The sequence below is a fragment of the Microcoleus pseudofavosus SVA1_A4 genome (assembly GCF_036700565.1).
GTDB lineage: Bacteria > Cyanobacteriota > Cyanobacteriia > Cyanobacteriales > Microcoleaceae > Microcoleus.
This window is the reverse complement of record NZ_JAUBPE010000024.1, coordinates 11976-38242: the sequence shown is the minus strand read 5'-3', so window position 1 is coordinate 38242 and position 26267 is coordinate 11976. Positions and strand designations below refer to the sequence as shown.

22 protein-coding genes are annotated in these 26267 nt (G+C 45.4%); 13 read left to right on the top strand and 9 right to left on the bottom strand.

The window, feature by feature from the left end; genetic code table 11:
- Positions 1-40 precede the first annotated feature (40 nt).
- The 5 genes from QUA02_RS12640 to QUA02_RS12620 all read right to left on the bottom strand — a co-directional run bounded on the left by QUA02_RS12640 (position 41) and on the right by QUA02_RS12620 (position 7514).
- A complete protein-coding gene (locus QUA02_RS12640; protein ID WP_333028137.1) occupies positions 41-2932 on the bottom strand; it encodes a two-partner secretion domain-containing protein in 2892 nt (963 codons plus the stop codon).
- 141 nt (positions 2933-3073) lie between these two features.
- Entirely contained in the window at positions 3074-4483 is a 1410-nt protein-coding gene (locus QUA02_RS12635; protein WP_333028135.1) for a cation:proton antiporter, read from the bottom strand.
- A 224-nt stretch (positions 4484-4707) separates the two neighbouring features.
- Positions 4708-5481 (bottom strand): 1-(5-phosphoribosyl)-5-[(5-phosphoribosylamino)methylideneamino]imidazole-4-carboxamide isomerase, encoded by a 774-nt coding sequence (gene hisA / locus QUA02_RS12630; RefSeq protein ID WP_333028134.1) that lies wholly within the window; start codon positions 5479-5481, stop codon positions 4708-4710.
- Between the two features lie 139 nt (positions 5482-5620).
- On the bottom strand, positions 5621-6298 hold the full coding sequence (locus tag QUA02_RS12625; protein WP_333028132.1) for a TIGR02117 family protein: 678 nt from the start codon (positions 6296-6298) through the stop codon (positions 5621-5623).
- A gap of 13 nt (positions 6299-6311) precedes the next feature.
- Entirely contained in the window at positions 6312-7514 is a 1203-nt protein-coding gene (locus tag QUA02_RS12620; protein WP_333028130.1) for a glycoside hydrolase family 10-like protein, read from the bottom strand.
- Between the two features lie 541 nt (positions 7515-8055).
- Here QUA02_RS12620 and QUA02_RS12615 point away from each other — a divergent pair.
- The 6 genes from QUA02_RS12615 (at position 8056) to QUA02_RS12590 (ending at position 11952) form a co-directional block, all read left to right on the top strand.
- On the top strand, positions 8056-8826 hold the full coding sequence (locus QUA02_RS12615) for a cysteine hydrolase family protein (RefSeq protein ID WP_333028127.1): 771 nt from the start codon (positions 8056-8058) through the stop codon (positions 8824-8826).
- A 213-nt stretch (positions 8827-9039) separates the two neighbouring features.
- Positions 9040-9492, top strand: coding sequence for a cupin domain-containing protein (locus QUA02_RS12610; RefSeq protein ID WP_333028125.1), 453 nt, complete (start codon positions 9040-9042; stop codon positions 9490-9492).
- A gap of 121 nt (positions 9493-9613) precedes the next feature.
- Positions 9614-9961, top strand: a complete 348-nt coding sequence (locus tag QUA02_RS12605; protein ID WP_333028122.1) for a DUF952 domain-containing protein — start codon at positions 9614-9616, stop codon at positions 9959-9961.
- A 13-nt stretch (positions 9962-9974) separates the two neighbouring features.
- A complete protein-coding gene (locus QUA02_RS12600) occupies positions 9975-10142 on the top strand; it encodes a hypothetical protein (protein WP_333028121.1) in 168 nt (55 codons plus the stop codon).
- Positions 10143-10207: 65 nt separating this feature from the next.
- Entirely contained in the window at positions 10208-11302 is a 1095-nt protein-coding gene (locus QUA02_RS12595; RefSeq protein WP_333028119.1) for a GmrSD restriction endonuclease domain-containing protein, read from the top strand.
- Complete coding sequence (locus tag QUA02_RS12590; RefSeq protein WP_333028117.1) at positions 11299-11952, top strand: MAE_28990/MAE_18760 family HEPN-like nuclease; 654 nt, start codon at positions 11299-11301, stop codon at positions 11950-11952. Before QUA02_RS12595 ends, QUA02_RS12590 begins: the two co-directional genes overlap by 4 nt.
- 19 nt (positions 11953-11971) lie before the next feature.
- On the opposite strand, the gene QUA02_RS12585 is transcribed toward QUA02_RS12590, so the two are convergent.
- A complete protein-coding gene (locus QUA02_RS12585; protein WP_333028207.1) occupies positions 11972-13222 on the bottom strand; it encodes a tRNA nucleotidyltransferase/poly(A) polymerase-related protein in 1251 nt (416 codons plus the stop codon).
- 107 nt (positions 13223-13329) lie between these two features.
- Here QUA02_RS12585 and QUA02_RS12580 point away from each other — a divergent pair, with 107 nt between their 5' ends.
- From QUA02_RS12580 to tsaB, 3 genes are all read left to right on the top strand, one after another.
- Positions 13330-13578 (top strand): Ycf34 family protein, encoded by a 249-nt coding sequence (locus tag QUA02_RS12580; protein WP_333028115.1) that lies wholly within the window; start codon positions 13330-13332, stop codon positions 13576-13578.
- Positions 13579-13782: 204 nt separating this feature from the next.
- Positions 13783-15501 carry a protein kinase domain-containing protein gene (locus tag QUA02_RS12575; RefSeq protein ID WP_333028113.1) on the top strand — a complete coding sequence of 573 codons (1719 nt, stop codon included), beginning with the start codon at positions 13783-13785 and terminating at the stop codon, positions 15499-15501.
- Positions 15502-15503: 2 nt separating this feature from the next.
- Positions 15504-16214: a tRNA (adenosine(37)-N6)-threonylcarbamoyltransferase complex dimerization subunit type 1 TsaB gene (gene tsaB / locus QUA02_RS12570; RefSeq protein ID WP_333028111.1), complete on the top strand. Its 711-nt coding sequence runs from the start codon at positions 15504-15506 to the stop codon at positions 16212-16214.
- Between the two features lie 150 nt (positions 16215-16364).
- Here tsaB and QUA02_RS12565 read toward each other — a convergent pair whose 3' ends face one another.
- Positions 16365-16628, bottom strand: a complete 264-nt coding sequence (locus QUA02_RS12565; protein ID WP_333028109.1) for a hypothetical protein — start codon at positions 16626-16628, stop codon at positions 16365-16367.
- Between the two features lie 183 nt (positions 16629-16811).
- On the opposite strand from QUA02_RS12565, the gene QUA02_RS12560 reads away from it, so the two are divergent.
- Positions 16812-19838 carry a CHAT domain-containing protein gene (locus QUA02_RS12560; RefSeq protein ID WP_445305167.1) on the top strand — a complete coding sequence of 1009 codons (3027 nt, stop codon included), beginning with the start codon at positions 16812-16814 and terminating at the stop codon, positions 19836-19838.
- 264 nt (positions 19839-20102) lie between these two features.
- Here the strand turns inward: QUA02_RS12560 and QUA02_RS12555 are convergent, their stop codons facing one another.
- Complete coding sequence (locus QUA02_RS12555) at positions 20103-20924, bottom strand: SDR family NAD(P)-dependent oxidoreductase (RefSeq protein WP_333028107.1); 822 nt, start codon at positions 20922-20924, stop codon at positions 20103-20105.
- A 713-nt stretch (positions 20925-21637) separates the two neighbouring features.
- Entirely contained in the window at positions 21638-23071 is a 1434-nt protein-coding gene (locus tag QUA02_RS12550; RefSeq protein WP_333028105.1) for a carotenoid oxygenase family protein, read from the bottom strand.
- Positions 23072-23144: 73 nt separating this feature from the next.
- Between QUA02_RS12550 and QUA02_RS12545 the strand changes: the two genes are divergently transcribed.
- The 3 genes from QUA02_RS12545 to QUA02_RS12535 all read left to right on the top strand — a co-directional run bounded on the left by QUA02_RS12545 (position 23145) and on the right by QUA02_RS12535 (position 26265).
- A complete protein-coding gene (locus QUA02_RS12545) occupies positions 23145-24182 on the top strand; it encodes a S66 peptidase family protein (RefSeq protein ID WP_333028102.1) in 1038 nt (345 codons plus the stop codon).
- A 104-nt stretch (positions 24183-24286) separates the two neighbouring features.
- On the top strand, positions 24287-25045 hold the full coding sequence (locus QUA02_RS12540) for a class I SAM-dependent methyltransferase (RefSeq protein WP_333028101.1): 759 nt from the start codon (positions 24287-24289) through the stop codon (positions 25043-25045).
- A gap of 218 nt (positions 25046-25263) precedes the next feature.
- The gene (locus tag QUA02_RS12535; RefSeq protein ID WP_333028099.1) at positions 25264-26265 is read left to right on the top strand and encodes a cytochrome c oxidase subunit II; all 1002 of its coding nucleotides are present in this window, start codon (positions 25264-25266) and stop codon (positions 26263-26265) included.
- Positions 26266-26267 lie beyond the last annotated feature (2 nt).

The following is a 26267-nucleotide window of genomic DNA, read 5'->3' as shown; positions in this document are numbered from 1 at the left end:
TTTAACCGAACCTGATATTACAGCCGCGATCGACCAGATTTCAGCGCTCCCGGCAAACAGGCAAAGCTCGCCTCGATCGCTGCGGAACTCGATCCGTTGTATTGTAAGCTACAAGCGTTACTTGACCTCGATCGTCCATCACCCAACCTCCAGCAGGAATAACTGCCTTTGGCTGAATTTCTCTTTCTGCCTTTGTACCCTGTACATTCTGACTTCCACCGACGGGTGGTTCCACCCAATTAAACTGAGCATAATCCCTACTGAGCACATCATTAGGATTCGGCGGTACTCCTCCTTTACCAGTAATATTAAACTCATTTCCCGCCTCTATATTGCAAGGATTAGTCACAATTAACTGCGTTGGATCGACAACATTTTGCGGCAATTCTACTAATCCTTGAGCCGGATTGACACCAGTCGTGCTAAAGGTTACTGCCCCTTGCAAAGCCGGGCCAGCTTGTTGAGAAATGGCGGCGATATCGCTAGTGGGAAGTAAAGAAGTTGGATTGACTTGTAAGTCGGCAAATTCAGCGTCAGTCAGTTCTAAACTACTTCTAGCTGCTTCGCGATTAACAGCCGTAAAACCAAATATATTCGGTACATTGACTGTAACTTGTCCTCCAGTAGCTGTACGAGCATTAGCTGTGATATCGCTATTTTCTCGCGGGAGGGCAACCAAAATATCGCTGTTAATCCTGATATTGCCACCGTCAGAACTACCTGCATCCGTCGTAATTCTGCTGTTGCGCCGCAATTGAATGGATCGCGCTTGGAGGTTAATATTTGCTCCAGTACCGGAGACAGTTGTACCGTCTATGCTGGCTTTGTTATCGAGGGCGATCGAGTCTGCAACCACATTAATATTACCAGCACGACCACTTCCCAAAGCCTCAACATTGACTGTGCCTCCATCTCGGACAATCAATCGATTTACATTCAGATTCAACGAGCCGGCATTCCCCGTAGCATTGGGATTGACAAAAGTATTTGCGCTGCCAACCGAAGCCTCAATTTTACTCCTGAAGCCACCGTTACTCCCGATGCCTTGCACTTCTGTACGATCGGCATTAACTGTAATATCTCCCGCATCTGCTGCACTCAAAGAGCCCGCAGAAATAATCCCCCCATTCCGCACAGCGAGCAGGGGCGTGAAGAGGCGGATATCTCCACCTCTACCAGAGGTTGTAGTTTGAGTACCCAGGGCACTCGGTGCGAAGCCCCCATTCCCCAAAACTCCAGACACGCCGCTCACTTCGATCGACTCTGAGGCTCTAACAGTTAAACTTCCTCCAGGCCCCCCACTCCTAGAAAAAACGAATCCGCCAATAATCGCACCCGTCGATAAAGTAATTACAGCTCCATCCGAAACAGTCAGCCGCTTAGTGTCGATGGTAATATCCCCGGCTTTCCCATTCCCATCGAAAGAGTTAGCAGCAAGCGCCGTTTGCGCCGTACTTCCAGGAAGACTCCCCGACAATTCTACCGATTCATTCGCTTTAATCGCGATATTCCCTGATGCTCCATTACTGCGACTGATGCTGACGAGATTGGAGCCATCGCGCATGATTAACCGTTGTGCGTCAACAGTTATGCTTCCGCCTTGACCGGTACTTACCCTAGTTGTTCCGTTGCTGAGTACAGAACTAACGATCTCGACGGTATTGGCGCGGAAAGTCATATTTCCACCATTTCCAGCACTAAATGTAGAGGTACCGCCCACTACGCCATCGCGCAGCAGCAGCCGTCCGGTGTCAACGTTAATATCTCCGGAGGCTCCGCTGCCAACAGTACCAGCATTCAGAACAATTTGCGGATCGAAGGGGTTGAGCGTTCCAGATGCCACATATTGGCTGTAAACTCGCTGATAGCCTTCAATTCCCAGCCCGGTAAGTTCTACTGAGTCAGTAACGCGGAGGTTGATATCGCTCCCCTTCCCCTCTGCCAGTGTAGCAGTGAAAATTTGCGACCCCCCCTCTACTCGCAAGTTTTGGGCGTTTATGTCGATACCTCTGCCATCTATATTTCCTAGTGTTAGTCCATAAATTCCCGAACGGCTGAGGGTGACGTTTGATGCCCTGATGTCAATTTTCCCACCTCCTAATCCGCTGGTGTTTATCAACGCACCGTTCATTTCAATATTGCCGAAATTCTGAATATTGCCGTAGTTTAAATTCACACCTAAAGCTGTTTGTTCAAATTGCACCAAACCTGGACTTTTGACGCTACCCAACAGAATTTGTCCGCTATAAGCGGTTAGATTTCCTTCTTGTAGTTGGATCTCTCCCCCGATTAACCCTAAAGTTTGACCGGGGTCTACTGTTAAACCAAGTTTGTTAGAAACAGGAATTTCTACGGGCAGTGGCGGTAAGGTTGGTGTTGGGCCAATTGCTTCTGAAGAGTTGACAATTGTGCCGGGATTTTCTCTAAATCTCAAAGCCACAGGAATATTAATCGCTAACAATGGCACGGCGCTGGGGTTATTACTGCTAAATTCAAAGCCATTATTAAACAGAACGTCGCTAGCAGTTGCACCGATAAATGAGCCGCGCAAATCTAACCGCGCATTGGGGCCGAAGATAATTCCTTTCGGGTTGAGTAAGAATAAGTTGGCGTTTCCTTGTACTCCTAATGTTCCTAATATATTGGAAGGATTGCCACCTGTGATGCGGGTGAAAATATTAGCAATGCCGTTAGGAATGGCAAAATATGCTCCTCTGCCTTCACCGACGTTGAATTCTCGGAAACTGTGAAATAAGTTAGGGCCGCGAGTTGCACCGCCTTCAATGCGGTCTGATGGTAGATTATTGATAGTATCGGATACGGTGCGGGAGTTTTCAGTGCCTAGAGTGCGATCGGGGACGATTTGAGCGAGAGTGGCCGTGGGAAATAGCAGCAAGAAAGCAAACAATAGAGTGGAAGATATGCGGGACATAGTTCAGCTTCCTATATAATATTTGAGGGTAAAATAATCTTTTTGTTAGATACCCGACTTCTTTAAAAAGTCGGATATCTGGCTACTGTATTTGTGTTTCCAAATCAGCCGATCGCCCAGACTAACATTCCCTAACCTGAATCAAACGATTTGCTCGCTAGAAGGTTCTCCTGTAGCTGGAGGTTCTACCGGTTCGCCAAAAGCAATCCGCAAAAATGGCGGCGCTAAAAATGTCGTCAGAATCACCATGATAATAATCGAGACTTCCAGCGGTTTATCCAAAACCCCACTCGCGGAACCGATGCCGGCAAAAACTAACCCGACTTCCCCCCGAGGAACCATCCCCACTCCGATCGCCAATCGATTGATTCCAGGCTGACCAAACACCGCCCAACCTGTTACGATCTTGCCCAAAATAGCAACCACAATCAAAAATACAGCAATCAAAAGTCCCGCCCGATTGTCCGGCACTGTTGGGTTCAAAACCCCCAAATCCGCCCGAGCCCCCACCGTTACAAAGAAGATGGGCACAAATAAATCGGCGATCGGCTTCACCATTTCATCCAACTCATTGCGCGCATCGCTTTCATCCAACACCAAACCAGCCGCAAACGCACCCAAAATCGCTTCGAGATGAATTGCGTTGCCCAGAAAAGCCATGAAGTAGGCAAAAATAAATGCCGGGATGATAATATTGCCGCGAGTTTTGAGTTGACCCACCACCGCCGAGAAGGTTTTGTCGAAGACACCACCCAACAGAATCGAACCTAGCAGAAAAACAGTTGCACTGACAATCAAATAGATGACATTAACAACATCAATCTCCCCGGTTTTGGCTAAACTGGCGACAACAGCCAGGACAATAATTCCCAACACATCATCAATCACCGCCGCACCGACAATAATTTGACCTTCTTTAGAGTTCAGTTGTCCTAAATCAGACAACACTTTAGATGTAATTCCGATGCTGGTTGCCGTCAAAGCTGCCCCCGCAAAAATTGCTGGAATTGCCGCCGTGTGGAAAATTATCATCAAGCCCGCAGTACCGGCGGCAAAGGGAACTGCCACACCTACGCAGGCGACAACGGTAGCTTGAATTCCGACTTGCTTGAGTTGTTTGAGATCCGACTCTAAGCCAATTTCAAACAGCAGAATAATCACGCCTAATTCAGCTAGCACTGCAATGACTTCACTCTGGGATTCAAAGACGCTGGTGAGGGCGGCAGGAGACAGATGATTAATCGATTGCAGAACTGTCATAATCCCTGAGTTGGATGCTGACAGCCCGCTTCCGGGAAAAACGATCAAGTGTAAAGCAGATACCCCAATAATCACCCCTGCTACAAGTTCACCCAAAACCGGCGGAAAATCAAATTTTAGAGCAACTTCCGCGCCGATTTTACTGGCGAGATAAATCACTACCAAACTGAGCAAAACTCCGCTCATAACGATCGGCGAATTTTCTGCCTCGACTGTTGCTAGCAAAGGTATGGGAGCAACTAGGGATGCCATCCCAGAACTGAAAGCTGTAATTGTATGGTTCAAAAACATGGGTACGATGATGGTAAGAAAGACGATTCTACGCTGACTGTTGACTGTTGACTGTTGACTGTTGACTGTTGATTGTTGATTGTTGATTGTTGACTGTTGACTGATGACTGATGACTGATGACTAATGACTAATGACTAATGACTGATGACTGTAGACTGTTGACTGTGAGGGGGAAAATTGATAACTGTTACATATTGGGTAGCCAGTTAACTCGACATTACTATCAAGCAAAGCTTGAAGAACCCAAATCTGGCGGTACATCCTGCCACCGCCCTTGTCCTACTGCTTGAATTGCTTCTTTTAGCAAGATATCGCCGGTATAAATTGCCCTACCGACGATCGCACTTTTGACACCAATTGGTTCCAAAGCCAGCAAACTCAACAAATCTGCGATCGAACTAACGCCGCCGGAAGCAATCACCGGAATCGAAATAGCGTTAGCAATTTCCCGCAAAGATTCCAAATTCGGCCCTTCCATAGTACCGTCGCGGTGAATGTCAGTGTAAATAATTTCAGCCGCCCCTAACTCTGCCATTTTTTGCGCCAATTCAGTTGCTAAAACTTCCGAAGTTTCTAGCCACGCTCTAGTCGCAACTTTACCATTTCTGGCATCGATGCCGACCAGAATTCGGTCGGGAAATTCGGCGCACAATTCGCCGACTAATTGCGGTTGTTCGACGGCGACAGTGCCGAGGATGACGCGCCGAACGCCTAAATTGAGGATAGCAGCAACAGAAGCGCGATCGCGCATTCCCCCACCTACTTGACAGGGAACGTCTACCGATCGGACGATCGCTTCAATAGCTGCTTGGTTGACTGGATGACCTGCTTTGGCGCCGTCGAGGTCTACTAAATGCAGCATGGTTGCGCCTTCATTTACCCACTCTCTGGCGACTGCGACGGGGTTGTCGTTAAAAGTTTGAGACTTCGCGTAGTCTCCCTGATACAATCTGACGCATTTTCCATCCAATAAGTCGATCGCTGGAATTACATTCATGATTTTTCCTCAAATTGGTAATTATACCAGTTTCAAAAAAGAATGCAACTTTAGGCAAGAGCCCAACCCATACATAATCATTCATTCCGAATTTTAAAATCTAAAATCTAAAATCTAAAATGGTATTACCCATTACCATTTATTTTTGACATTCGCAACCGCTATTTAAATGAAACATAATTGCCGAAGAAAGCGTTGACCATAAAGGAGTATTGACATCGGTTTTTTGCAAAGCTTCTGCCGTCCAGTCGTTGCAAGTTCTTAAAATATAGTAACTGCCTTTGGCTTCATAAAAACTGTCGCTGTTACCGTAGCCGTAGCTAATTTTCATTTTCTTACCTGCTGCGTCTAATTGGAATGAATTTTTAATAAAATTTACCAGCATCAGATAATTTTTCCCACTAATTTTAACACATTTGGTTTCAATATTTAGGGGAAGAACCCGATAACCTTGAACGTGTAGAGTAGAGGGAGTAAGGAGAAATAGCGCCTTAAAAGCTGTAATTGGGTTGATACTTCCTGATGTGGGAGTTTCCAGCATAAAATCTCTATCTCCCCAGCCAAAAGACAAATATTTATAATCAGAATTGGCATCCCGCCCTATTTCTGGTAGAGGTAAAAACTTATTCCAGTCAAAATATTCATTTTTAACTGGAACGATGATTTCGGTGTGGATGCCTTGGTTGGAAATGTATAGAGAGATTGTGCAATCTGCTTGCGAGTAATTTCCCCACTTTCTGGGAGTTAGATAGCCAATTGTTAGGAAAGCGGTTAAAGATAAGATGACAATTCCTAAACGCTGTATGATTTTTCTCATTTTAACCGTGGTGTCAAATTCTGCTTTCGGATGGCGGGCGCTGCATCTTTGTGGGAAAGAATTCTTGCAAGGCAGAATTGCGCTGTTCGGGGGTTTCGCTGGCCCAATTCGACAAACTTTCGTAGAAAAAGAAAGACACGCCAGCGAAATCTCTTTTTCGCACTTCTTGCACTTGTTCTTGAATTTGTTTTAGGGGCACGGAATTATTTTTAAGACCAGTTAAAATGCCGATCGCAGTTGGAATGTGAAGTTTAGCCAGTTTGACTTCTTCCCGTTCCAGTTCCGCACTAAAACGCTTGATATCGCTGCGATAAACCTGCAATACAATTTCTTGGATGTAGCCGCGTCTTTCCCAGGTAAACCAGTCCTGCAAGTGGGCGGGTAAAGCAAAGTGAAAAGGGTTTGGAGATAAGCTGACAATACATTTTTCTTTGCGGGATTTGATGGCGCGGGAAACTCGCCCCATGAAGTCATTAATTTTGTCCGCGCGCCAGCGCACCCAGAAGGTTTCGCGGGCGTCGTCGGAGGGATGGCTTTTGATTTGTTCCTGATACATTGACACTGTTAGCGGCTCGTAGCCAAATTCTACTGGCAAGCCGAAATGGTCGTCAAATTGAATGCCATCTATATCATAATTATCGACAACTTCTAGGATTAAATCTAAGATAAATTGCTGGACTTCGGGATGAAAGGGATTCAGCCAAACTCGCTCGTGTTCGCCTTCTTTCCAAATAGTTGAACCGTCGCGCCGCATCGCCAGCCAGTCTGGGTGAAGTGTGGCTAATTCCGATTCGGCGGGAGCCATGAAACCAAACTCAAACCAGGGGATTACTGCTATACCTTTTTGGCGGGATTGTGCTATAATTTCTTTGAGGATGTCTCGGTCTTTCAATCCGGGCGATGGGTCGATCGACTGTCCGAATACTCGTTGGGCGGCAGCACTCGGATAAAGCGTATAGCCTCCTTGCCAAACCGTGGGATAGATGGTATTAAAATTGAGTAGATCGAGTCGATTTACAGCGTCAATGATGTTGTTGGGGGAGAAAATAACGTCGCTGTCAATGTTCGTCAGCCAGACGCCGCGCAATTCGGTTGTTGGGGTGGTGGGCGGGGTTTGAGCCAAGAGACGCGGGGATAAAATCGCGGAGGAGGTAAGGGCGATCGCAAAAACAACTATTAAAGCCAGTATCCGCTGCCATTGGTGCAGTTTAATCATCAATTTTTCGCAAATATGATTATTGTGAGAGTTCTATTTTACCTCACTCAATAGCACCATTCTCAGCAACAGGCAAGATGCCTGTTCCACAAGAGTGAATTTTTTTCTTGTGGGGTGGGCTTCTAGCCCGCCCTTAAAAAGCTTATTCAAAATGATGCAATATCTCAGTTTTACCTCATATGTTGCACCATTCTCAATAATCCTTTTAGGAACAGGCATCTTGCCTGTTCCACCAGAAAATTCGGCGTTGCTGATTCACGGTATGAAGCAACTTTTCGCTTGATGTTACAAAACTCACCTTACTTGACTTATAGCAATTCCGAAATCTTCCATTCATACCTGTATTCAGCAACGCCAATTTTTATTTTATGATTCCCAGGCGCTAACATTGGCGATCGCCCCACTGTAATAAAGTTAATAAATCCTAAAAATTCTAAAAAAGTGGCTGCGGATACTTAAATTTAGCAAATATTTAAGATATGACAAGTTAGTAACAATCAAATAGTTATAAGATTGAAATTGTTTTTGAGTCAAAATTCCTATGAATCCTGATTCTCTCCGCACCTTGGGCGTGCCGCCGAATGCTTGGAAAGTTGATGCCAAAATTGCCGACATCACCCGATCGCCGATCGCACCTCAACCTGTTACTCTGGAAACAGAAACTAAAACCCTGCGTTTGGACTTAGCCAAAGCAGCAATGTTGGTGATAGATATGCAAAACGATTTCTGTCATCCCGACGGTTGGCTGGCGCATATTGGCGTAGATGTAACGCCCGCCAGAACTCCAATTAATCCTTTAATAAATTTGCTGCCAAAATTGCGATCGCACGCAATGCCAATTATTTGGATAAACTGGGGAAATCGCCCCGATTTGCTCAATATTAGTGCAGCTTCCCGTCACGTTTACAATCCCACAGGCGACGGCGTAGGTTTGGGAGATCCGCTGCCAAAAAACAACGCACCTGTACTGATGGCAGGGAGTTGGGCGGCGCAGGTTGTCGATGAATTGGAACCGAAATCGGAGGATATTTGCGTTGATAAATATCGGATGAGCGGCTTTTGGGATACTCCTTTAGATAGTATCTTGCGGAACCTCGGCAGAACTACACTTTTCTTCGGAGGAGTAAACGCCGATCAGTGCGTCATGGCTACACTGCAAGATGCTAATTTTCTCGGTTACGACTGCATTTTGGTCAAAGATTGTACAGCTACGACATCGCCAGATTATTGCTGGCAAGCTACTCTTTATAACGTTAAACAATGTTTTGGCTTTTTGTCGGATTCTCAGGCTATGTTAGAAGCAATTAAATAGCAGTCATCAGGGGACTATCCCTCTGGAGTGTAAAAAGCGTTTTTTAGGAGTGCGAGATTCCCGCAAAGCTTTGCCTATATATCTCGCTTCCTGCTCTGACAGCGAACTCTCCTGTGAAATCAATAAACTTTGGAGGTTGAGCGGCGGACTAATGACTCTGGATTCTCACTAATGACAGCAGAAACATAACCACTGACAACTAACAATAAAAAAATGACAAACCAGTGCGTGATTCCTGTTATAAAGTCTCCGAAAGACTACCAAGCATTTCGCATCAGTCCGGGCGATACTAATCGATTAGCGATCGTCTTCGATCCGGCAACAGCTAATGTGTCATTAACTGTTTGCGTGGAGATTTTTGATGCGGGCGGTAAAACTCCTCCCAACCGCCATCAATTTGCAGTAGAAATGTTTTTTGTACTCAAAGGAAGAGGGCAAGCAACCTGCGACGGAAAAACAGTTAGTATTAAACCGGGAGATAGTTTGTTAGTGCCTCCAACGGGCACTCACCTAATTGAGAATACGGGCAGTGAACGTTTGTACACTTTGTGCATTATGGTGCCGAATGAAAATTTTGTGGAACTGATTCGCAGCGGTACGCCAGTGGAACTTGACGAGGAAGATTTGAGAGTTCTCGGGCGATCGGATGTACTCGTATCGTGCTAGTTTTGTAGTAAGGACTTTAGTGTTTTAATCTTCTAGGCTCTGCCTGGGAAAGCAGATCCCCGACTGCTTAAACAAGTCGGGGATCTAACAAAATACTGTTTTACGTTAAAAGTATTCAATTATGAGCGTTATATTTCACATTGCTAAAAGCCAACAGTGGCAAGAAGCAAAACACCTTCAATCCTATCGCGGCGATACCCTAGACTCTGAAGGATTCATCCACTGTTCGACACTCCCGCAAGTTACTAGAAGTGCCAACAAATTTTTTGTCGGACAAACAGGATTGCTTTTGCTGTGGATTGACTCGGAAAAAGTAGAATCTGAAATTAAGTATGAATTGGCTGCGGGTGAGAATTACCCGCACATTTACGGACCGCTGAATGTTGATGCTGTGTTGAAAGTTGTTGGGTTTGAACCGGGTGCAGATGGCAAGTTTGAATTGCCGGCCGAATTAAAAGATATTACCTAACATAATTTGATAAATGTTGAGTTTGGCTTGTTTTCGCGCTGGCGATGTAAATGCGGGAACCGCGATCACTGTGAGGAAAACGCAGGCGATCGATGCTAAAATTGTTGCACTGACTGTGAGTTGCGGTGGCGAGCGTCCTGAAAGAGCATTGTTAGGTGCGATGGAAATCAATTATAATTAGATATGTCACCTTTCAACTGAGAATCTCATTATTAATAGCTTGATTAGCTAAGGAGGTAAAATAGTATGAGCTTGCAAGAAGAAATTACCACAAAAACTAAAGAATTTCGCACACTGAGTTATTCTATGTCTATTGGGGAAATCGCTAATCTTTATAAAGATGGCGAACTCATCATCGATCCAGAATTTCAAAGATATTTTAGATGGAGCTTACAACAAAAGTCAAAATTTATTGAATCTTTATTGCTTGGTATACCCACCCCTCCTATTTTTGTATATCAAAGAGAAGATGGTATCTGGGAGTTAGTAGATGGATTGCAAAGAATATCAACTATTTTAGAATTTATGGGTTATCTAAAAGAGGAAAAAGGACATGAAAAACCGCCCTTGGTTCTTGAAGGGACGGAACTGCTTCCCAGTTTAAAAGATGCGGTATGGGAAACTGAGGAACGCAATAATACTGCGATTTTTCCTAAATTTGATTTCCGAAGAGCTAAAATCAACGTAGAAATTATTCAAAAAAGCTCAGATATTAATGCCAAGTTTGAAGTATTTGAAAGGCTGAATACAGGCGGTTCCTTTTTGTCGTATCAAGAGGTTCGCAATTCTTTGTTGGTAATGATTAACAAAGATTTTTATTTGTGGTTATCTGATTTAGCAAGTAATGAAGATTTCCAAAACTGTATTTCCATAACAGACAGGCTTTTGCTAGAGCGTTACGATATGGAACTTGCCTTAAGGTATGTAATTTGTTCACACTTTGACTTAAAAAATATGAAAGATGTGAATCAGTATTTAACTGACTGTTTGGTGAAGTTATGTAAAAACAATGACTTTGATCTTGAATTAGAAAAAGGAAAATTCTACAAAGTATTCTCGCTTCTGAGCAAATCGACGGGAGAGAATAGTTTCAAAAAATATGACGGGGAAAAGTTTAAGGGAAAGTTTCTGGAATCTGCGTATGAAGCAGTTACCATTGGATTAGGTGCAAACGTTGATAGATATTCAGACACGGAGTCTGACCGAGAATTGTTAACTGAAAAAGTAAAGCAGATGTGGTCAGAAAGTGATTTTATTGCTTACAGCGGCTCTGGTTCCAATGCGCGCGTTAGAATTCCTAAAATGCGTCAGTTTGGGATCGCGTACTTTAGCAAGCAATGAGTAAAGAAAATAGAACTCTTCTCGCTCTTCAGGATAACATAGATCGAGATTTGGCCTGGAGAATCAAGGAACTTAGCCTACTTAAAAGTAAAATTCCCAATACACCTAACAGAGATCCTTTACAAGATGTACTAATCAGAGCCGGTGTCACAATGTTATACGCTCATTGGGAAGGTTTTGTCAAGTGTGCGGCAGAGAATTATTTAAATTATGTATCATTAAAAAGATTGAGGCACGATCAACTTGAGTCATGCTTTGTGGCTCTTTGTCTCAAAAAGAAAATTAATGAAATGGATAATACTAATAGATTTGACCTGCAAACAGCAGCCGTTGATTTTATGTTACAGCAGTTAAATGAAAGGGCTTATATTCCCTATCAAGGAATAATTCAAACAAAATCAAACTTGAGTTTTTTTGTTTTTCGCGATATTTGTACTGTTATTGGGATTGATTATAAAAAATATCAGCTTCAAGACACCTTGATAGATCGACAGCTACTTTCATTAAGAAATAGCATAGCTCACGGGAAATATTTAAGTATAAATTTTAATGAATATCTTGAGATTTACGATCAACTTATTAAAATGATGCGAGATATAAAAGACGATATACTGAATGCAGCAGCTACTGAAAAATTCAAAAGAAGCTGATAATTTAGATATCTATCTTTTAGTTATCTACCAACTCTGCCGCCAATTTTAGCGCATCTTCGCGAGTCGCAATTCTCCCCTCCACGCGCGCTAATTGAATCTCCATCAACAATTTACCTATGCGCGGACTTCTGGGCAAATTTAAATATTCCATTAAATCATTGCCGCTCACTAATTGTGTGGGATGAGCAATAATATCATCCCTATCGAGATAGCGATTAATTAAGATTGAAATATTCTCAACTGCAACTCCCGCCGCCACCGCCAAAACTGCTAAGGCTGGAAATACTATTCCCACATCCCGAAACAAAAAATACTGTTCTCGCAAAGACATTTCCGCAATTGGTTTTGCTTGCAATTGTGGCAAGTATTTCAAAAGCCCGATCGCACTTTTAATCTCCGCATTGCTATACTTCAACCGCAGCAACTGGGTTTCAGCAATTGTGGGGTCGGAATCTGCCAAAACAGCCAACTTCGCAACCGCCAACAACGGCGTTTTAATTGTATCTCGAATCTGACGCCCGAATTCCTTCCCTAATTCCGGGTAAATTGCCGCTAATTTGTCAGCAGATGCGTCAATTTTTGTCAAAATATCAAAACGGTCGATCGCACTTTCAAACCAAATCGAAAACAAACCGTCTTCGCAACCGCGACAAATCCAAGGAACACCGTCAGGATTGCTCAACAAATAACCTAATTCCGTCCGCACCCGTTCCACCGCTACCCGACTCAACAGCGGCGCTAATTCCCGAATCGCCGATTGAGTTTCAGGTTCGATCGCAAAACCCAACTGCGCCGCTTGGCGGTAAGCTCTTAATAACCTGAGCGGATCGTCCTCCAAATTTGACCGCGAAACCATCCGCAGCAAACCCAACCGCAAATCAGTTTGACCGTCCAAAGGATCGATGATTTCTCCTGTAAAAGGATTGCAGGCGATCGCATTTATCCGAAAATCCCGGCGCAGCAAATCCCCCTCCAGACTCCCCCCTTCCGCTTGCGCCAAATCCACCGTACCGCCCGCAAACACCACCCGCGCAATTTGGCGTTCCGCATCCAACAAGACAAATCCACCTTTCGTGCGATCGGCAATGTTTCGAGCAGTCTTCACCGCCCGTGTTAGCATAACGAAATCCAAATCAAAATAGTGCGATCGCCTCCCCAGCAGCGCATCCCGCACCGCACCGCCCACCAAATAAACAGGCGGCGTCAGCAGTTCCAAATCAAACGGCCAAGTATCAGGAGATAGCACAGGTGGCAAATTAATCGGCATCGCAACAAAAATAAATAAACTTACAAACAATAAAGCTCTTGCTACGCTAGATTAACAGAAAGCTCAAAATTCACCAATCTTTTTGAAATGCACAGAGGATATCAAGAATGTGTATTTGTATTAACTGCCACTATGTAGACCGCTGCTTCACCTACCACGCCGTAGAAGGACAGCACGAACAGATTCATCTCACCGAAACACCTGATTTCGACCCCGTAGAACCGACAATCAACGTCAACATCCGCCCCCGCCAAGACGAAATTGAAATGGAATGGGATGTAGTCGGATGTCAAAGTTTCAAGCAAGAGACCGGCAAATGGGCTGCATTGCGGCCAGGCGAACTCGTCCCGACTTAAGGAAGAAGTCATTAGTCAGTAGTCATTAGTCATTAGTCATTAGTTATTTGTTGGTTGTTGGTTGCTATTTGTTGTTTTTTATGGTTTTTTTGTGAGTAGTTGGCGATAACAACCAATAACCAATTCCCAATTCCCAATTCCCGATGCCCGATGCCCAATTCCCAATTACCAATTACCAATCTAAAATCTAAAATCTAAAATCCAATGTGCTATTGCTTAAACCCAACTTGTCACAATCCGCAAAACCTCGGTGATGCAGAGTTGTGCCAAAGTTGCGGCTCAAAATTGTTGTTGACTATTGACCCAGAAACGCCATCAGCATCTCGCTACCGAACCATAAAGCCGATCGGACAAGGAGGCTTTGGCAGAACATTTCTAGCAGTTGATGAAACAAAACCCCTGATTTTTTCGCAGTGCGTAATCAAGCAATTTTTGCAGCAAAATACCGCAGCCGAAAAAGCCGCTCAACTATTTCACCAAGAAGCAGCCCAGCTAGAAACCTTGGGCAAACATCCCCAAATTCCAGAATTAATCGCGCATTTTGAACAAGAGGGGAGACAGTATTTAGTACAAGAATTTATAGACGGCAAAAACCTAGCCAGAGAATTAGAACAAAAAGGAGCATTCACCGAAACTCAAATTCGGCAAATCCTCAACGATTTATTGCCAGTGCTCCACTTCGTCCACAAATCCAAAGTTATTCACCGCGATATCAAACCAGAAAATATAATTCGCCGCCGGCTATCTCCAACTCCTTTACCCGCCTTAGAAACTTCCTATCAACCCTCTCCTTTCCAAAAAGATATTGTTTTAGTAGACTTTGGTGCAGCTAAGAAAGTAACAGCAACTGGCTTGCCGCAAACTGGTACAATCATCGGCAGTGCTGCTTATACAGCCCCAGAACAATTGATGGGGAAAGCAGTTTTTGCCAGCGATATCTACAGTTTGGGCGTTACTTGCATTCACTTGCTGACTGAAATTCCTCCCTTCGATTTGTTCGACAGTACAGAAGATTCTTGGGCTTGGCGAAATTATTTGAAAACCGCTGTTAGCGATGATTTCGGCCGCATCCTCGACACCATGCTCCAAAGTGCCACCAATCGGCGCTACAGTTCAGCATCAGCAGTCATCCGGCACTTGAACCCCAAACCGGTACCGGTGTATTTAGATGCTTCGCCTGTGTTAGACGCGCCGGAAACGCCCGCAGAACGGGTGGTTACACCTGCGCCCGGTGTGTCGCTTTTCACTCGCCAACAGCAAGCCGAAATTCAGCAAGCTTTGCAAGAGGCGATCGCCCCGTACAATGTTACAATCCAAGTCAGTCAAGCCAAGCAACAGCTCAATATCGTCATCAACAGAACCGAAGACAACCCAGTTTACTATCCGCACTTATCTCAAATAATTGCCACCCGACTCACCGATTTGCAGTTAAATAAAGTCGCAGCCGTGAAGCTGTTGGGAAGAGTCAACAATTCTCGCCGCCCGGAGTGGAAGCAAATATTGCAAATCGATCCCAAGATTAAATTGAGAAACAAACTCGTGCGGCTGCAACACAATCAATTACTCAAGAAAATCGCCTCTGTTACTACCCAAGAATTTTGGCTGCCGAAGTTGAAAACTCAGGATTTTTGGATAGATGCGCTAATGTTTGCCTTAGTTTGGTTTATCTTTGGTTCTCAAATAGTCATTTTTAATTCGTGGTTTGCGCTAATAGTTTCTTCGGGTTTTATGGCCGTCAAGCATCAAGTTTCCCAAAAGAAAGAATTTGCCAATAAAAATTTATTTGCAAGTTTAGTAGTGCTGTTCTTGATGACTGGGGGCATGGGTAATTCCAGGATTTTAAATACGGGAATATTTGGCATTCTTTTGGGTTGCTTAGTTGTGGCTTTGCCGCTGTTTTTTGTTAAGGAAAATTATCAGTAATCGTGAATAGCAATCCCCAAGACGGAACATCAGTTAAAAAATACGGCTTAGCCTTGCACACAGCTAGTCGGGAACTCGGTTTAGCCATCAGCAATTTTGCCGGGGATTCTCGCTGCCAAACTTGGAATTTGGATCGCGATTTAGCCACTCATTTGCATCAGTATTTAGTCGAGTTTATTCAGCCGCAAACTTGGGCGGATTTGGCTTTTATTGCAGTGGCGAAGGGGCCCGGAGGTTTCACGGGGACTCGGATGGGTATGGTGACGGCGCGGACTTTGGCTCAACAGTTGGATATTCCTGTTTTTGCGATTTCAACTTTGGCGGCTGTCGCTTGGGCGGAACCCCCCCTTGCTAAGAGGCTTTTGGAATTAGAACCCCCCCAACCCCCCCTTACTAAGGGGGGGCTTTTGAGAGATGATATGGCGCTGCAAATGCCTGCACAGCGGGGACAATTGTTTGGCGCTGTTTATTCAGTTAACAAAGATTCTGGTTTAACTGAGTTGTTTCCTGATACGGTGATGACGGCGGAATTCTGGCAGGAAAAGTTGGAAAGTTGGGAAAATTCTTATCAGTTAATTGAAGTTGGCAGCGAGTTGGGCTGGTCGGTTTCTAGTGTGTTGGAATTGGCTTATTTGGAGTGGCAAATGGGAAGTCGTCCTGATTGGTCGGATGCTTTGCCTTTTTACGGTCAACATCCGGTTAAGGGACACTGAATATTGGGAAGAGGGCATTGGGAATAGGGAATTGGGCATTATTTCGTTTCAGTTAAATCAACTTGTAGAGTGCGTTTTTTTTCCGACCATGCCCGATGCCCGATGCCCGTAAATGATTTATAAGCAATTAAGCAGACTTTATATCGTTGTTTATTTAAGGGCGATACAAACTTCGAGGCAAAAAGTTAATGTTAGGGGGTCTGGGCTTTCGGTTCGCAATCGATCGATCTCAGCTCGATCGCAGCCGCGAGATTCCATAAAATCGAGCATCCAGTTAGTTATTGTCGCGAGATCGATGTATTTTGCTCCGAGACAAACAGGGCAAATTTCGGGGCTGAGGGTACCGGTGCCGCCGCATTCGGGGCAATCCCAGTGGGTTGTTACGGGATCGGGGGTAGTTAGGATGTTGTTCATGCTGGGAAAAAGTACGCGCGGCGTAGCGATCCCGCAGGGAATCGCACTACTCGTTAACTCTAGCAAAAATGCCGATCGCCCTTACTTCTTCCTGCCTTTACACTAAGGGGGCTAGTGATTAAAATTGACAACAATACAAAAGGGGTGGCTATGTTCGATCGCACTCAATGGTTTTTGGCTGGTATGTCGATCGCACTTTCGCTTCAGTTAAGTCAGCCAGTGGCAGCAGCCGTGCTCGTTGGCAACGCCGTACAAACAGCACAAACTAACAGTAGCGAGGCTGCCCAAAAAGTATATGAAGAAGCAGAGAAACTCTACGAACAAGGAACAGCGGAAGCCTTAAGAGGTTCGATCGTCAAATATGAAGAAGCATTAAAACTGTATCGAAAAGCGGGCGATCGCGAGAAAGAAGCTGTCACCCTTAACAGCATCGGTTTAGTTTACTCAGAATTGGGAGAGCAACAGAAAGCGCTACAGTATTTGAACCAGTCGCTTCCCCTGAGTCAAGCAGTCGGCGATCGCTCGCAAGCAGCTATTACCCTTAACAGCATCGGTTTAGTTTACTCAAAATTGGGAGAGCCACAAAAAGCGCTACAGTATTTCAACCAATCCCTGCCGCTGGGGAGAGCCGTCGGCGATCGCAGCGGGGAAGCTATCACCCTCAGCAACATCGGCAAAGTCTACTCGGATTTGGGAGAAAAACAGACAGCTTTAGAATATTACAACCAATCTCTTCCCCCCACTCGCGCCTTGGGCGATCGCCACGGGGAAGCTATCACTCTCAACAACATCGGCAAAGTTTACTCGGATTTGGGAGAAACACAAAAAGCTTTAGAATATTACAACCGATCGCTTCCCTTGAGTCGGGAAATTGGCGATCGCTTGCAAGCGGCTACCACGCTCAACAACATTGGCGCTGTCTACTTAGCTTTGGGAGAGCAACAGAAAGCTTTAGAGTATTTCAGCAAATCCCTTCCCCTGAGTCGGGAAGTCGGCGATCGTAGCGGGGAAGCTGTCACCCTCAGCAACATGGGCAAAGTCTACTCAGATTTGGGAGAGAAACAGAAAGCTTTAGAGTATTACAACAAATCCCTTCCCCTCAGTCAGGCAGTCGGCGATCGATGGGCGCAAGCTAATATCCTCAACAGCATCGGGGCTGTCTACTCAGATTTGCGAGAGCAAAAGAAAGCTTTGGAATATTACCATCAATCCCTTCATCTAAGTCGGGAAATCGGCGATCGCAGCGGGGGATCTATCACCTTCAACAACATTGGCAGAATCTACGACGATTCGGGAGACAAACAAAAAGCTTTAGAGTATTACAACCAATCCCTTCGCCTGAGTCGGGAAGTTGGCGATCGCAGCAGGGAAGCTACCATCCTCAAAAACATCGGCTTAGTTTACTTAAAGTCGGAAGAGAAACAAAAAGCGCTACAGTATTTTAGCCAATCCCTGCTTCTGAGTCGGGCTGTCAGCCACCCCGTAATAGAAGCTGTCAACCTTTTCGGCATGGCTTCTGTCAAGCGCGATTTAAGTAATTTTAACGAAGCCCTCAAAGACATCGAAGCCTCTCTCAAAATTATCGAAAACCTCCGCACCAAAATTGCCAGCCCAGAACTCCGCAGCTCATACTTTGCCACAGTCCAGAACTACTACGAATTCTACATCGATTTGTTAATGCAACTGCATAAAACTAATCCTAAATCCGGTTATGATACAACAGCCTTAGAAGCCAGCGAACGTTCTCGTGCCCGCAGCCTCCTCGAACTTCTCCAAGAAAGTAACGCCAACATTCGCGAAGGTATTTCCCCCGAGTTACTGCAACAAGAAAAGAGCCTGCAACAGCAACTCGATGCCATTGAAAAGCAGCGCATCGAAACAATCAGCAGCCCCAACCCCAACGCAACTAAAATCGCTGAAATCGACAAACAGCGCCTCGCACTTTTGCAAGAATATCAGCAAATTCAAGCCCAGATTCGTAGCGCCAGCCCCCGCTACGCCGCCCTCACCCAACCCCAACCTTTAACACGGCCTGAAATTCAAAAACAGATTCTCGATGAAAACACGATTTTATTGCAGTATTCCCTCGGCAAAGACCGCAGTTATTTGTGGGTTGTGACATCAACGGGACTAACTAGCTATGAATTGCCAAAACGCGCCGACATTGAAACAGCAGCAGTGGCTTTCCGCACCGCAGTCACTAGCCCAACCCAGAGAAATATTCCCCAAAAAGTTGCCCAAGCAAGTGCAAATCTCGGTCAAATAATTTTACAGCCTGCCGCAGCCCAATTAGCAAACAAACGCTTATTAATTGTTCCCGACGGCGTGCTGCACTATACCCCTTTTCCCGCTTTAACTCTTCCCCAAACCGCCGGACAAAATACCAATGTTCCCTTAATTGCCGAACATGAAATTATTACCCTGCCTTCCGCCTCAACTCTCGCCATTCTCCGGCAAAATTACGGAGATAGAAAACCGCCCAGCCAAACTTTAGCAATTTTAGCAGACCCTGTTTTCAGTCCAGACGATGAAAGAATTAAAGGAAAAATCACCCAAGCAACAACAGAAAAATTAGAAGCAAATAACCTCGGTTTAAATCGCTCGGTTCGCGCTTCCGAGATAAAATGGCCCCCCGATCGTCTACCATTTACCCGCCAAGAAGCCCAAACAATATCCAGCTTATTCCCCTCAGCTTCTAGCCGTCAAATATTTGATTTTGATGCCAGTCGCACTACCGCTACCGATGGAAATTTAGTCAATTATCAAATCATTCACTTAGCCACCCACGGCCTTGCCAACAGTAAAAATCCCGAACTGTCAGGAATGGTGATGTCGATGGTAGATGACAAGGGCAATCTTGTCAATGGTTTTTTGCGCCTCACGGATATTTTCAACTTGAAACTGGCGGCAAATTTAGTGGTTTTAAGTGCTTGCCAATCGGGCATGGGACAGAATGTTAAAGGCGAAGGAATGGTGGGATTAACGAGGGGGTTTATGTATGCAGGGGCGCAGCGGATAGCGGTGAGTTTGTGGAGTGTGGATGATGAAGGAACTGCTGTGTTAATGCAAAAGTTTTATCAAAAAATGCTGCAACAAAAGTTAACATCGGCGGCAGCTTTGAGGGCGGCGCAGATGGAAATGATGCAGCAGGAAAAATGGAAGTCTCCCTATTATTGGGCTGCTTTTACGTTGCAGGGCGAGTGGAAATGATATCAACTCCGGTAGCATCGGAATTAATATTACTCACAGTCAGGACACGGCAGTGCCGTGTCCCTACCCCCATTAATTGTAGGGACACGGCACTGCCGTGTCCTCGGTATCATTCCGATGCAACCGGAAACGATATGACTAACCGTTAAAGTGTTTGCCAAATGTAAGGTGCGCTTAGCAACGGGCAAGATGCCCGTTCCACAACACATCCAATTTCTTGTGGGGAGTAGGGGTTGGGCCGAAGAGCCCGCCCTACTAAAAAGTTTATCGCCCGCTAGCTAAAGCCTCCCGCAATTTGCGGCCCCGCGATTTATCCCGAAGTTCGGGAGTCGCCATCCGCAACACAAAATCCAGCAGCCAAGGAGCAATTCGGTGACACCAAACTGCTAGATGACTTTGATATCCTACCAAGATTTCCGGCGCATCTTTGTGCAATCCCGCGACAAGTGCTAGGGCAACTTTTTCGGGAGTTGTCGGCACTACCCAGCGGAATTGTTCCAAGTCTCGCACCATGTCGGTATCTGTTAGAGATGGCAGTAAAGCTGTGACTCGAACATTGTACTGACTTAACTCGCTGCGTAAAGCTTGGGTGAATCCCAAAATCGCAAATTTGGTAGCAGAATAAGTGGCCATTGTCGGAGCGGCAATTTTTCCCATCAAGCTCGAAACATTTACGATTGTTCCCTCTTTTTGAGTCGCCATTCGCCTCGCAATCAAACGGGTAATTGTGTAGGTTCCGAGCAAATTTAAGGCGATTTCTTCCTCGATTAACGGCAGCGGGGAACGCAAGAATGATGCTTGGTGGGCGACGCCCGCACAGTTGACTAGCAGGTGAATCGGGCCGCAATCTCGCCAAGCTTGGGCGATCGCAATATTCACCGCTACCGACTGAGTTAAATCCAAAGCTAACGGCACTACTTCTGTGCCAAAAAGATCGATTTCCTCTGCCAGTTCAATTAATTGCTTGCGGTTGCGCGCCACAATCAACAAACGTTTGACTCCTTGTCTCGCTAATTCCAGGGCGATCGATCGCCCAATTCCGCGCGAAGCTCCTGTAACAAGAGCTGTTTTTCCTTGAAGTTGCATAGATTAAACCTTTTGGTTGATGCTCACCGCGGCACGGAGTTATGAGTTGTGAGTTGTGAATTATTAGTTATGAGTTGAATGTTTTGGCGGTAACAACTCATAATTCATAATTTTGGGAAAGGCTATCTTGTTCCGATAAGCCTAATTTATTCGTGGGGTTAACTCAAAACAAAAAACTTTTGAATCGCTAACGTGCGCGTGAGTTGAACTAAACTTTGAGTTTGCCAGGAATCAGTCAAATATCTTGTCACTTAACCTCATGCAAGCAGACAAACGTGAGACGATAAAACCTAGTCGTGAATCATGCCAAAGCTGGCTTTAGTACCGCTCTTTCTTCAGTTAGCGGAGGGGGACTTGGCCTGTGCAGCCGCGAATAAACTCGCCGGAGATTGGTTTTCTTCAGTCCGCAGAGGCGGACTTTGCCTGTGTAGTCGCGAATTTATTCGCCGGGAATATTCGCCTGGATTGGTTATTCGCCAGGGCTTAATTACCCCTCTTTTTTTAGTCCGCAGAGGCAGACGATATCCTGTGCAGCCGCGACTGAAAATCACCGGGGATTCGTGCGAATTGGCACAGGATAATTGAGCAATGCAGATTGTCAAATCCACACCTCCTAGATATGAGAATTTCCTATCTACACACACCTTAACAACTAGAAGTTAAAGCGGCAACAATTTTTAATAAATCTTCCGCAACACTTCTTTACAATTTTCTCAGACTGCCGGTTTCCAAGTGCCGTGAAAGCCCAAAGGTATGACACCGGGCAATTCTAGCTGGCAAACAGGAGAATCTGAAAGTCCGTCGCTGTCAAATATCCAGACTTCGCTGCTGTCAGAATTGCCGTCATAAATAACTGTTACTATCCAACCTTTCTCCGAGGAAATATCTGGAACGTAGATGGGCTCTGTGGGATAGCGATTTTCGCCCAAGTCGGCAATTGTGAGATGGCGGCTTTGCGTGTCAAAACGGGCGATCGCACCGTAACGTTCCGCTACAATATCAACGTCAGGCCGATACATTGCCAGATAAATATATCGCGAGTCTTGCCCTATTTCTGAAGCAGGTACCGTCGGAAACTCGCAAGGTTTATCCAGCAATTCTTCGGCTGCTGTCACTTTGCCCGTCAGAGGATTGAGATGCACCCGCCACAGAGTCCCCTCCGCATCGGTGCGAGTTTCACCCGCCGCTACTTCTTTCAGCCGCTGATTAGTTTGAAAGTCAGCGAAGCGCACAAAATCTACAGCCACCGAACCATCTTCTTTGACAAAACCGTTAGCAAAATGCCACTGAAACCAAGAATCGGTTTCGCCGCGACTAACTAAAGATAGAGTTTTAGAGTCAATAACTAATATCTGCGTTCCTAACTCCGGTTTCCATTCCAAAGAGTCGCTGTAACTGCTAATTCCAGCTAACACTGGCAAAAATTTTACTCGTACTGGCGGCACAAAAAATATTACATACTTTCCAGCCAAAACAAAATCGTGGAGCATAGGAGGGCCATCTAAAGCAACAGTTGCTTGTTGCACAATTTTGCCTGTAGGATCGCTTTTATACAGATTCAACTTTGTACTCGCACCATGTGTAATTCCAAAGTTAAAAATATTGCCAGTAATCGGGTCGCGCTTGCAGTGAGCGGAATAAGAAGATCCACTCTCTAAACTTCCTAAATCGTCCGTTCCCTGAGTTTCCAAGGTTTGCAAATCGAGGCTGTGAGGCAAGCCGCCTTCCCACAAAGCTAAAAGGCGATCGGGCAAAGCTAACACTGAAGTATTGGCAGCATTTTTAACAGATTTAGTCCAGCGGAACCACGCAGGCCCCGGTGCTGTCATGCCATAATTACTGTAGAGAAATTTATCAGATTTTTCCTCAGCTTGATATCCCGCTGTTTCCACGTAGCGATAAACAGCCGCAGCACCCGCATCGGTAAAATGTACTGCCAAAATTGCACCGTCGCCGTCAAACCAGTGTCCCGCATTCATGCCGCCGCGTTGCAAACGTGCGGGCCCGTTGCGGTAGAGAGTGCCCCGCAATCCTGCGGGAACTTTACCGCTTTTAACCAATAGCTGAGTCAGCGGAAATTCCGCAGCCGGACGGGCTAAAGCTTTAGCCCAAGATTTTTTAGCTGAGATTTTAGTGTCTGTTTTCATTTGAAACTCGCAATTTTAAACTGATATGACAGATATTTTGCTATACAATTATAGCAAAAATTAACTAACAGCTATGACTCTCCGCCGCCGCGCTCTGATCAGAACTTTTGGGCTGACTGCTATTGGTACTCAGCTTTTGCCGTTAGCGAAGCCCTCGAAGAGGATCGCCCAAACCAACCTATCTCCCAAAAGTGCGATCGTTAAGCCGCGCCGCCTGCAAGTTGGCGATACTATAGCTTTAATCAATCCTGCCGCTTTCAATTACAAAAAAGAAATCGAGGATTTTTTTAAAGTTATCGAAAATCTGGGATTAAAAGTTAAACTGGGAGAGCATTTTTACGATCGCTACGGCTATTTAGCGGGCAAGGATGCCGATCGCGCCGCCGATGTCAACGCAGCCTTTGCCGATGACTCAGTGCGAGCTATTTTTACCGGGATGGGCGGCTGGGGCTGCGGTCGGATCTTGCCGCTCCTGGATTACAATATTATCCGCAACAATCCCAAAATTATTATGGGATTCAGCGATATTACTGCGCTGTTATTGGCGATTTATGCTAAAACTAATAGAGTTACTTTTCACGGCCCTTTAGGTGCGTCAACTTGGAGTCCCTTTACAGTGGATTACGTCAAAAAAGTTTTGTTTGACGGAGGTTCTGTGACGATGCAAAACTCCAAAAGCGTGCAAGTTCAAACAATCGGGCGGGGCACAGCTAGGGGGAAACTAATCGGCGGCAATTTATCAGTAATCGCAGCAATGGTGGGTTCTGCATATTTACCGCCGTGGGAAAACAGTATTTTGTTTGTTGAGGAAGTTGGCGAAGAGGTTTATCGCATCGATAGAATGTTGACGCAGCTCAAATTAGCAGGCATTCTCGATAAAATATCAGGTTTTATTTTCGGACAGTGTACCAAGTGCGAAGCTGAAAAACCGCAAGAGTCCCTAACCTTAGCTCAAGTCTTGTCCGACCACATTCGCCCTTTGAAGATTCCCGCGTGGTACGGTTCAATGGTGGGACACATTCGGGAACAGTTCACTTTGCCGATCGGTCTAGAAGTTGAAATTGACGCTGACTCTGGTACAATTAAACTGTTAGAATCCGCTGTCAATTAAGTCTTGAACTCTTCTGGGTATTACCGAGGCAGAGCCTCTGGATATGCGTTCCCCGGCAGAGCCAGGGAACGAGAAATAAATTTAAACACAAAATCAGAAATATCGTGAAAAAAACAGCACAATTAATTAAACCCCTAACATTAATAATCTTCGCAATAATTTGCCTGTTGCCGCTCAATGCCTGTGCAGCAGCAAGTAAAACCGCAAATGGCGACACAATTTACCAGCAGCGAACCGTCCACAATCCCGACGGCACAGGCAAATTTTACATGGGTCGAGAAATTGCCCAAGTCATGGGATATCAAGGTGCTGGTTGGCTGGAAAGACCGTCTCGCGGCATGGAAGAAAAATCAGCTCGATTAGTGAACAATCTCGATTTAAAACCAACCGATATTGTAGCAGATATTGGAGCGGGAACGGGATATTTTAGCTTTCGCATCGCTCCCTTAGTTCCAGAAGGAAAGGTTTTGGCAGTTGACGTGCAGCCGGAGATGCTCAATCTTATTGAGTTGAATAAAAAAGAAAAAAATATCGCTAACGTTGAGCCAGTTTTGGGCAGTATCGACAATCCGAATTTGCCGGAAAACAGCGTGGATTTAGTGGTGATGGTGGATGCTTATCACGAATTTGCATATCCCAGAGAAATGATGCAAGGAATTGTGAAAGCACTCAAACCGGGAGGCCGCACGGTATCGATCGAGTATCGGGGCGAAAACCCGCTGATTCCCATTAAAGGTTTGCACAAAATGACGCAGAAGCAGGTGAAAAAAGAAATGGCAGCCGTCGGTTTAGTATGGAAAGAGACAAAAGATATGTTGCCCCAGCAGCATTTAATGGTGTTTGAGAAACAATCTCAAATTTAGCAGCCAAACAGAGCGATTATATAGCATTTTTAATCAATTTTGTCAAGGTACAAAAGACGTATTTATGCGCCGGGGCGATCGGTCAAACATACTAAGCCTTAAGTAACCCTTAAGATAGACATTTTACTAAAAATACCATTTACAATTAAAAATTGATAACCCAGAGGCGCTTCCTTCCTTTTTCAAGCGAAGAAGTGTCGCTACTAAGAAGTACCAGCGTGAACATTCCAAGTTCCATCCTCACCATGCTCGCCGGCATCGGAGTGACTCTGATCAGTCTCTGGTACGGGCAGAATCACGGTTTACTGCCGATCGCCGCCTCTGATGAAGCATCCGATATAGACGCACTATTCAATACAATGATGACCATTTCCACTGGATTATTTATCATGGTCCAGGGAGTGCTGATCTTTGCTGCAATTAAATATCGCCGCCGTGAAGGAGACAACACAGATGGGCCGCCTTGGCATGACAACTTTCCCTTAGAAATTCTTTGGACAGCCGTGCCGGCGGTGATTATTTTAGGAATCGGAGTCTACAGTTTTGAGATTTACAACTCAATGGGAGGCCTCGATCCGATGGGAAATCACGACCACGGCACCATGCAAGCGCACTCTAAAATGCGGGGAAGTGCGATCGCCGCCACACTCTCAGATACACCCCAAAACACCCCTCAAATTCCGCCTCAAAAACTCGTTGCTCTAGGCGTAGGCGCTTCCCCAGAAAATGAAGACAAACCAGCAGATTTAGTTGTAAATGTCATGGGTTTGCAGTACGCCTGGATTTTTAGCTATCCAGAAAGCGGCGTTAGTTCCGGCGAACTGCATATGCCAGCCAACCGCGACGTACAGCTAAATATCTCAGCCCAAGATGTGCTGCACGCATTTTGGCTGCCAGAATTTCGCCTCAAACAAGATGCAATTCCCGGGCGGCCGAGCGAGCTGAGATTTACAGCAAATAAAGTCGGCGAATACCGGGTTGTTTGTGCTGAATTGTGCGGCGCTTATCACGGAGCGATGAAAGCTTTAGCAGTCGTTCACACGCCCGAAGACTTCGACAGTTGGCTGCAAAGTCAGCAAGTTGCTAGCAGTCAAAACTTAGAGCAAGCAGTTGCCGTCAATCCGGGGAAATTGTCAGACGGAGAATTTTTGGCTCCCTACGTCCGGGAAATAAAAGTTAATTCCGAAACCCTAGAACAACTTCACCCAACTCATCACTAAAA